Genomic DNA, 8,631 nt, shown 5'->3' on the forward strand with positions numbered 1-8,631 from the left:
GACGAACTCAAGCTGCGCATCCTCAAAGGCATCGACGAGATGAATGCCCAACCCGTTCGCTTCCAATGGAAGAGCTTCGACTTCCAAATGGCTGAAACGTAAAGCTTTTGCGGAAACGATGTACTAGTCAAGCCAGTGGCGCAACAAAACCTTAAGCAAAATCAGGCTGTAACGCTTATACAATAAGCGTTATTAGCTATCATTTTTAATGATTCTAGGGTGCCAGCATCGGAATATCGGCCGCAGCACGCGGCTTGCCGATAGGGGCGGACGCCTGCCCCTTCTGCACGGCGGCAATATCTGCCTCGCTGGGATACTCCCCCATCAACCAGTAGTCAAACACCCTGCGCGCGATGGGGGCTGCGTGCGCGGCGCCAAAGCCGGCGTTCTCGACGATCAGTGCCAGCGCAATCGTCGGGGCTTCGGCAGGAGCGAACGCCGTGAAGAGCGAATGGTCGCGCTGGTGCTCCTCCAGCGCCTTGGCGTTGTAGCGCACGTTTTGCCCCAGGCTCACCGCCTGTGCCGTACCGGTCTTGCCCCCCGATGTGTAGGGCGCCCCGGCAAACACGCGGGTGCCCGTACCCCCCTTGTTTACGGCCACCATCGCATTGCGCACGATTTCCACGTTTCTTGGTAGATAGCCCAGGTTTTCGCCCGGTGGCTGGGGTATCTCGGTGATCGCCCCGGTGACCGAATTCTTCACGGCCTTGGCCATGTGCGGGCGATAGCGGGTTCCACCGTTGACCATGGTGGCCTGCGCCGAAGCCAGCTGCAGCATGGTGAAGTTGTTGTAGCCCTGCCCGATGCCCAGCGACACGGTCTCGCCCGGGAACCAGCGCTTCATATCGGCGCGCTTGTAGGCATTGCGCTTCCATTCGGTGCTGGGCAGCGTACCGCGCACCTCGCCATTGAGGTCCACACCGGTCGCCTGGCCAAAGCTCAGCGGCTTCATGAAATCGTGAATGGTATCGACGCCCATCTCTACTGCCAGCGAGTAGAAATAGGTATTGCTCGAAAACTGAATGGCCCGGTGCATGTCCACGCCCCCCAGACCCCCTTCGTGGCTGCGAAAGGTGTGGCCGCCAAACGTGTATGAGCCCGGATCGTTCACCACCAGACTGGCCGATCGTTTGCCCAGTTGCAGCGCGGCAAGCGCCATGAAGGGTTTGTAGGTTGAACCCGGCGGGTAGGTGCCCCGCAAGGCGCGGTTCAGCAGAGGCTTGTCGATGGATTCATTGAGCGCGGCCCAGTTTTCTACGTCGATGCCCTCGACAAACAGGTTGGGATCGAACTTGGGCATGCTCACCAGTGCCAGGATCTCGCCGTTTCGGGGGTCGATGGCGACCAGCGCGCCACGGCGGGTGCCATACAGATCCTCGACAAGTTTCTGCAGCTTGATGTCAATCGACAGCATCACGCTGTCGCCCGGCGTGGCCGCACGGCTCGACAGCTTGCGCACGGCCCGGCCTCCCGCCGACGTCTCCATCTGCTCCACGCCCGTAGTGCCATGCAATGCCGCTTCGTAGCTTTGCTCAATGCCCAGCTTGCCGATGTGCTCGGTACCACGGTAGTTGGCCTCGTCTTCTGAGTCCTGTATCCGGCTTTTCTCCGCCTGGTTGATGCGACCGATGTAGCCAATCGCATGGCTTGCCACGTCGCCCAGCGGATAGTTGCGAAAGAGCCGCGCCTTGATGTCCACCCCAGGAAACCGGTAGCGCTGCGCCGTGAAGCGGGCCACCTCTTCGTCCGTCAGTCGGGTGCGAATGGGCAGCGACTCGAAATTGCGCGACTCCTCCATCAATCGCTTGAAGCGTCTGCGATCCCGGGTCTGGATATCCACGACCTTCGACAGCGCATTGATGGTGTCGTCCAGCACACCCGCCCGCGCAGGTGTGATTTCGAGGGTGTACGCCGAATAGTTGGTGGCCAGCACCACACCATTGCGGTCCAGAATCAGGCCCCGGTTGGGAACGATGGGAACGATCGCGGTGCGGTTGCTCTCGGCCTGCGCGGCAAGGTCTTCGTGCCTCACCACCTGCAAGAAAAGCAGACGTGCCACGATCAGGCAGAACGCCAGAAAAACCACTGCGCCAATCACCAGCACCCGCGTACGAAACCGCGCGGCATCCGCATCGACGTTGCGCAATTCCGTCATGCCATCCGCCCATTGCGTGCCGACGAACCGAACGCGCACCCCGCGGCACGCAATGCTTCACCGTTTGACAGGACGCAGGTCGTCTTGCTCAAGGATGGCCTCACAGGGGTCGATTCTGGTCACGATCCGGCGGGCGGCGCTGCGGCGCCAACAGCACCCAGCTGGCCAGAGGCCAGAGCAAGGCCTCCAGCACGGGCGCGAGCAGCCCCCAGAATCCCGGGAAAACCCCGCCACCGACCATACGCAGCAAAAGCTCCACTACGTGGGCCATCAAAAACAGGGGAAACACCTGCAATGCCTGGGACGGAACGCTGAACCACAGCAGACGGCGGTGCATGGCCATCGCGCCAAACGACAGCACCGTGTAGGCCAGGGCATGCTGGCCCAGCCAGGACGACTGGTGCACATCCATGCAAAGACCCAACACGAATGCAATGCCCATGCCGATGCGCTGGGGCTGATGCACGACCCAGAACGCCAGCAGCAGCATCAGGATGTCGGGTGTCCAGACCACACGCCCAAGCGGCAATAAATTGATTGCCAAACCCGCCAGCAGGCTGACGACAATAAAAACGGGATTGACTGGCAACAGCAAAGGCTGCCCGCGCGGCATGATCATGGCGCGAGTTCCTTGGACCTGCCGGGCCTGCAATTCATCACTTGGAATTTACCTTCTTGCCAGGGGGCAGCGAAACGGGTTCGGGCAGCTTCGACAAAGGCTCTGCCATTGGTTTGAGCAACATCACATGGCGAGCCCCCTGCACCTCGGCAATGGGCACGCAATAGATACGGGCGAATGCCGAGTCGGCCCTTCGCTCGACACGCACCACCTTGGCGACGGGCAGACCCGGGGGGTACAACCCGTCCACTCCGCTCGTGGTGAGCAGATCACCCTCTTGAATGTCGGCGCTCGACGGCATGAAACGCAGTTCCATACCGCCGCCATGGCCCGCCACCGGATCGCCATACGCGACACCGCGGACACCGGTGCGAAGGTTCAGCACCGGAATGGCCTGATCGCGGTCAATCAGCAAGGTGACCTCACTCACGAACGGGTGCACGCGTGTGACCTGGCCCAGCACACCCTTTTCGTCGAGCACTGGCGAGCCCAGTTCGACCCCTGCCACCTGGCCCTGGTCCACCACCACACGACGCGTATAGGGATCGGCGGTGTCATACAGCACCTGCGCTGCCTGGGCGGGTGTTTCCAGCCTGGCCCGCAGGTCGAGAAGCTGACGCAAGCGCGCATTTTCCTGCATCAACTGCTCGGTCTGCATGGAGCGCTGCGACATCAGCGCCATCTGCTTGCGGGCCGCATCGGCGTCATGCTGGGCCGTCTGCAAGGACTGAAAGTAACCGCTGCCCTGGGCAATGAACTGGACCGGCTGCAGCATCACCCATTGCACCGGGTAAAGCACAGCGGCCACCACTTGGCGCAGCGCGCCCGTGATCTGAAAACGCGCGTCCGCTACCATCAAAAACAGCGCCAACGCGCTGTAGAGAAGCAGCCGTGAAAGGGCGGATGGCCCTTGCTTGAACATTGGTGGCGCGCTGCGCTCAAGTGTTCCGAGCGGCATGGCACATGGTGGTTGTCAGACGGGGCCGCACGACCGCCGAGCCGCGGATGCGTGCCGATGTGGCATGGGTGCGAACGCAGTCAGTCATGCAATGGAGAGCAGTGTGCGACCTGTGCAGACACAGGTGTTCCGTCTTACTCGCTGGTAAAAATGCTGCCCAGGCGATCCATGCGCTCCAGCGCAATGCCGCAGCCTCGCACCACGCAGGTCAGGGGGTCTTCGGCTACCAGCACAGGCAGGCCGGTTTCCTCGGCCAGCAGGCGATCCAGGTCGCGCAGCAGTGCGCCGCCGCCGGTGAGCATCATGCCGCGCTCGGCGATGTCGGCGCCCAGCTCGGGCGGGGTCTGCTCCAGCGCGTTCTTGACGGCAGAAACAATCTGGTTGAGCGGCTCGGTCAGTGCCTCAAGCACTTCGTTGCTGGAAATGGTGAAACTGCGGGGCACACCTTCGCTGAGGTTGCGGCCACGCACTTCCATTTCACGCACTTCGGAGCCAGGAAAGGCCGAACCAATGTTCTTCTTGATGGCTTCGGCGGTGGGCTCGCCGATCAGCATGCCGTAGTTGCGGCGGATGTAGCTGATGATGGCTTCGTCGAACTTGTCGCCGCCCACACGCACACTGCCTTTGTAGACCATGCCGCCCAGCGAGATCACGCCCACTTCAGTGGTGCCGCCACCGATGTCCACCACCATGGAACCGCTGGCTTCGGACACGGGCAAACCTGCGCCGATGCCGGCGGCCATGGGTTCTTCAATCAGGTAGACGGCCGTCGCGCCTGCAGCCTCGGCCGCGTCCTTGATGGCGCGACGCTCGACCTGGGTGGAGCCGCAGGGCACGCAGATGATGATGCGCGGGCTGGGGGTGAACAGCGTGCGCGGGTGCACCATCTTGATGAACTGCTTGATCATCTGCTCGGTGATCACGAAATCGGCAATCACGCCGTCTTTCATGGGCCGGATGGCTTCGATGTTGCCCGGCACCTTGCCCAGCATGGCCTTGGCCTCACGACCGACGGCCTGAATCACTTTCTTGCCATGGGGACCACCCTCGTGGCGAATGGCAACAACGGAGGGCTCATCAAGCACAATGCCTTTGTCGCGGGCGAAAATCAGCGTATTGGCTGTGCCAAGGTCAATGGCGAGGTCGGTGGAGAAATACCGGCGGAAAGCTCCGAACATTCAAAAATCCTCTCAGGCACGGCATGCACTTCGGCCTGCCGTCGCCGGGTGTGTCAGGGAGTGGGTGGGGGTCAGATATCGCTTTTTTCGCACAATGACCGGCAGTCAAGAGGGTATTGCGGCAAAGCCGGGATAATACCCCATCCCCTGTGAATAACTCTCTTCGGTTTGACCCGGATCACAGGTTTACATCTGGTTTCCCACGAGTTTTCCTTTATGGCACTGACACCCCAGGACATCGGTCGCATCGCCAATCTGGCACGGCTGGAACTGAACCCCTCCGAAAGTGAGCGCATGCTGACTCAGCTGAACGGCTTCTTTGACATCGTGGAAAAGATGCGGGCTGTGGACACATCGGGGCTCACGCCCCTGGCGCACCCCGTCGCCACCATCCAGGACGTGGCACTGCGGCTGCGCGAGGACGTGGCCAGCGAGCCCAACCAGCGCGAAGCCAACCAAAAGAGTGCACCCGCGGTCGAACGCGGCCTGTTCCTCGTTCCCAAAGTGATCGAGTGAGACCTGAATGACCACTTCCCCCACCAAAGCCCTGCACGACCTGGGCGTTTCCGAACTGGCCGCCGGCCTGCGTGCCAAGCAATTCTCTGCCGCCGAAGCCGCCCAGCATTTCCTGGCCCGCGCCAAGGTGCACCAGCACCTGGGCGCATTTGTGGCCATGAACGAAGACGCCACACTGGCGCAAGCGCAAGCCGCTGATGCCCGCATTGCCGCTGGCACGGCGGGCGCGCTGGAAGGCGTGCCGATTGCGCACAAGGACATCTTCGTCACGCGCGACTTCCCCAGCACCGCTGGCTCCAGAATGTTGGCGGGTTACCAGTCACCGTTTGACGCCACCGTGGTCACCCGGCTGGCCAAAGCCGGCGCCCTCACGCTGGGCAAGCTCAACTGCGACGAGTTCGCGATGGGCTCGGCCAACGAAAATTCGGCCGTTGCCCCGGTGGGCTTCGAGGCCCCCGCGCCGGTCCGCAATCCCTGGGACACCAGCCGCATCCCCGGCGGCTCGTCGGGCGGCAGCGCCGTCGCCGTGGCTGCGCGCCTGGCCCCGGCGGTGACGGGCACCGACACCGGCGGCTCGATCCGCCAGCCCGCATCGTTTTGCGGCATCACCGGCATCAAGCCCACCTACGGCCGCGCCAGCCGCTACGGCATGATCGCCTTCGCCTCCAGCCTCGACCAGGCCGGCCCCATGGCCCGCAGCGCCGAAGACTGCGCCCTGCTACTGTCCGCGATGTGTGGCCCCGATCTGGACCGCGATTCCACGTCGCTCGATGTGCCCGCCGAAGACTACAGCCGTTCGCTGAACGACTCTCTTGAAGGTCTGCGCATCGGCATACCCGCCGAGTTTTTTGGCGAAGGCCTGGCGCCCGATGTGCGCGCCGCCGTGAATGCCGCACTGAAGGAATACGAAAAACTCGGCGCCACGCTGGTACCCATCAGCCTGCCCCGCACCGAGCTGTCCATCCCGGTGTACTACATCATTGCCCCGGCCGAGGCCTCGTCCAACCTCTCGCGCTTTGACGGCGTGAAGTTCGGCCACCGGGCCAAGGACTACACCGACCTGGTGGACATGTACAAGAAGACCCGCGCAGAAGGCTTTGGCGACGAGGTCAAACGCCGGATCATGATCGGCACCTACGTGCTTTCGCATGGCTACTACGACGCTTACTACCTGCAGGCGCAGAAAATCCGCCGCATGATCGCTGACGACTTCCAGAACGCCTTCCAAAGCTGCGATGTGATTGCCGGCCCCGTGGCGCCCACCGTGGCGTGGAAGCTGGGCGAGCACGGCAACGACCCGCTGGCCGACTACCTGGCCGACATCTTCACGCTGCCCGCCTCATTGGCCGGCCTGCCCGGCATGAGTGTGCCGGCTGGCTTTGGCGAGGGTGGCATGCCCGTTGGCCTGCAGCTCATCGGCAACTACTTTGCCGAAGCCCGCCTGCTGAACGCAGCCCACCGCCTGCAACAGGCCACCGATTTCCACCTCCGCCAACCCGGGGGACTGTGACATGACCAGCAAATTGATCCACGGCTACGAAGTTGTCATCGGCTTCGAAACCCACACCCAGCTTGCCACGCAAAGCAAGATCTTCAGCCGCGCCCCCACGGCCTTCGGCGCCGAACCCAACACGCAGGCCTGCGCCGTAGACCTGGCGTTGCCCGGCACGCTGCCCGTGATGAACCGAGAGGCTGTTGCTTGCGCTATCAAATTGGGACTGGCCCTCGGCTCCCACATTGCGCCCGTGAGCATTTTCGCCCGCAAAAACTATTTCTACCCCGACCTGCCCAAGGGCTACCAGATCAGCCAGTTTGAGATCCCGGTCGTGCAGGGCGGCGAGGTCGAATTCTTTCTCGGTGACGAGAAGAAGACCGTGCGCCTGGTGCGTGCCCACCTCGAAGAAGACGCGGGCAAGTCGCTGCACGAAGACTCAGCACTAGGAGGTGGGGGCCAAAGCGGCATCGACCTGAACCGCGCAGGCACGCCGCTGCTGGAAATCGTGACGGAGCCCGACATGCGCTCGTCCGACGAAGCCGTGGCCTACGCCAAGGAGCTGCACAAGATCGTCACCTGGATCGGCATCTGCGACGGCAACATGCAGGAAGGCAGCTTCCGCTGCGACGCCAACGTGTCGGTGCGCAAGCCCGGTGCCGCTTTAGGCACGCGCCGCGAGATCAAGAACCTGAACTCGTTCAAGTTCATGCAGCAGGCCATCGACTACGAAATCCGCTGGCAGATCGAGCAGATCGAAGACGGCCACGCCATCCAGCAGGCCACCGTGCTGTTCGACCCGGACACGGGCGAAACGCGTGCGATGCGCACCAAGGAAGATGCGGCGGACTACCGCTACTTCCCCGACCCTGACTTGCCGCCGCTACACATTTCAGAGCAGTGGGTGCAAGAAGAACGGGCGCAAATGGCCGAATTGCCTCGCACCATGGCCGCCCGTTTTGTGGCGGACTATGGCCTGCCTGAATACGACGCCACCACGCTCACACAAAGCAAGGCCATGGCGGGCTATTTTGAGGCGGTGGCCAAGGCCTGCGGGCAGGCGAAGCTGGCCAGCAACTGGATCATGGGCGAGGTGTCACGGCGCCTGAACACGGGCGAAATCGGCATCGAAAAAGCCCCCGTCACGGCAGCACAACTGGCCGCGCTCATCGGCCGGATCGCCGATGGCACGATTTCCAATAACGCCGCCAGGCAGGTGTTTGACGAGCTGTGGGCCGGCGAATCAGCCGATGTGGACGCCATCATCGAGTCCAAGGGCCTCAAGCAGATGAACGACACCGGCGCGCTGGAGAAAATTGTCGACGAGGTGATTGCCGCCAACGCAGACAACGTGGCGCAGTTCCGTGCGGGCAAGGACAAGGCGTTCAATGCGCTGGTGGGCCAGATCATGAAGGCCAGCAAGGGCAAAGCCAATCCGCAGCAGGTCAACGATTTGCTGCGGGCACGGCTTGCCGCTTAGTTTCCACGTTGGATACGGCTTTTTGAGAGCCCCGGTGCCGTTCAGGCCAGGCTCGTCGAAACCCTTCGACGAGCCCAGGGCGAGCGGTTCAATCGATATCGGGCCACAGTAGTGTCCGGTTAAAAGTTGAACAAATTCAACTGGTTAGCGATGGGTGTCTCAATGGATTGGGATCGGTCGGCCTGCAAGGCGCATGAAATCTGGGTTTTCTCAAAAACTGACACTGACAAGAT

7 protein-coding genes are annotated in these 8,631 nt (G+C 62.3%); 3 read left to right on the forward strand and 4 right to left on the reverse strand.

Features of this window, described 5'->3' with window-relative positions:
- Positions 1-214: 214 nt before the first annotated feature.
- The 4 genes from mrdA to DTW89_RS17895 form a co-directional block, all read right to left on the reverse strand.
- Positions 215-2,155, reverse strand: a complete 1,941-nt coding sequence (gene mrdA, locus DTW89_RS17880) for a penicillin-binding protein 2 (RefSeq protein ID WP_114656914.1) — start codon at positions 2,153-2,155, stop codon at positions 215-217.
- A gap of 100 nt (positions 2,156-2,255) precedes the next feature.
- Complete coding sequence (gene mreD / locus DTW89_RS17885; RefSeq protein WP_114656910.1) at positions 2,256-2,774, reverse strand: rod shape-determining protein MreD; 519 nt, start codon at positions 2,772-2,774, stop codon at positions 2,256-2,258.
- 37 nt (positions 2,775-2,811) lie between these two features.
- Positions 2,812-3,732, reverse strand: coding sequence for a rod shape-determining protein MreC (gene mreC / locus DTW89_RS17890; RefSeq protein WP_114656911.1), 921 nt, complete (start codon positions 3,730-3,732; stop codon positions 2,812-2,814).
- Positions 3,733-3,866: 134 nt separating this feature from the next.
- Positions 3,867-4,910, reverse strand: coding sequence for a rod shape-determining protein (locus DTW89_RS17895; RefSeq protein ID WP_024813737.1), 1,044 nt, complete (start codon positions 4,908-4,910; stop codon positions 3,867-3,869).
- A gap of 216 nt (positions 4,911-5,126) precedes the next feature.
- Between DTW89_RS17895 and gatC the strand changes: the two genes are divergently transcribed.
- The 3 genes from gatC to gatB are packed head-to-tail and all read left to right on the forward strand — an operon-like array spanning position 5,127 to position 8,398.
- Positions 5,127-5,426, forward strand: coding sequence for an Asp-tRNA(Asn)/Glu-tRNA(Gln) amidotransferase subunit GatC (gene gatC, locus DTW89_RS17900; protein ID WP_024813736.1), 300 nt, complete (start codon positions 5,127-5,129; stop codon positions 5,424-5,426).
- Positions 5,427-5,433: 7 nt separating this feature from the next.
- Positions 5,434-6,936 (forward strand): Asp-tRNA(Asn)/Glu-tRNA(Gln) amidotransferase subunit GatA, encoded by a 1,503-nt coding sequence (gene gatA, locus DTW89_RS17905; protein ID WP_114656912.1) that lies wholly within the window; start codon positions 5,434-5,436, stop codon positions 6,934-6,936.
- Position 6,937: 1 nt separating this feature from the next.
- The gene (gatB, locus tag DTW89_RS17910; RefSeq protein WP_114656913.1) at positions 6,938-8,398 is read left to right on the forward strand and encodes an Asp-tRNA(Asn)/Glu-tRNA(Gln) amidotransferase subunit GatB; all 1,461 of its coding nucleotides are present in this window, start codon (positions 6,938-6,940) and stop codon (positions 8,396-8,398) included.
- The last annotated feature ends 233 nt before the right edge of the window (positions 8,399-8,631 follow it).

Source organism: Acidovorax sp. BoFeN1 (assembly GCF_003345135.1).
Taxonomy (GTDB): domain Bacteria; phylum Pseudomonadota; class Gammaproteobacteria; order Burkholderiales; family Burkholderiaceae_C; genus Acidovorax; species Acidovorax defluvii.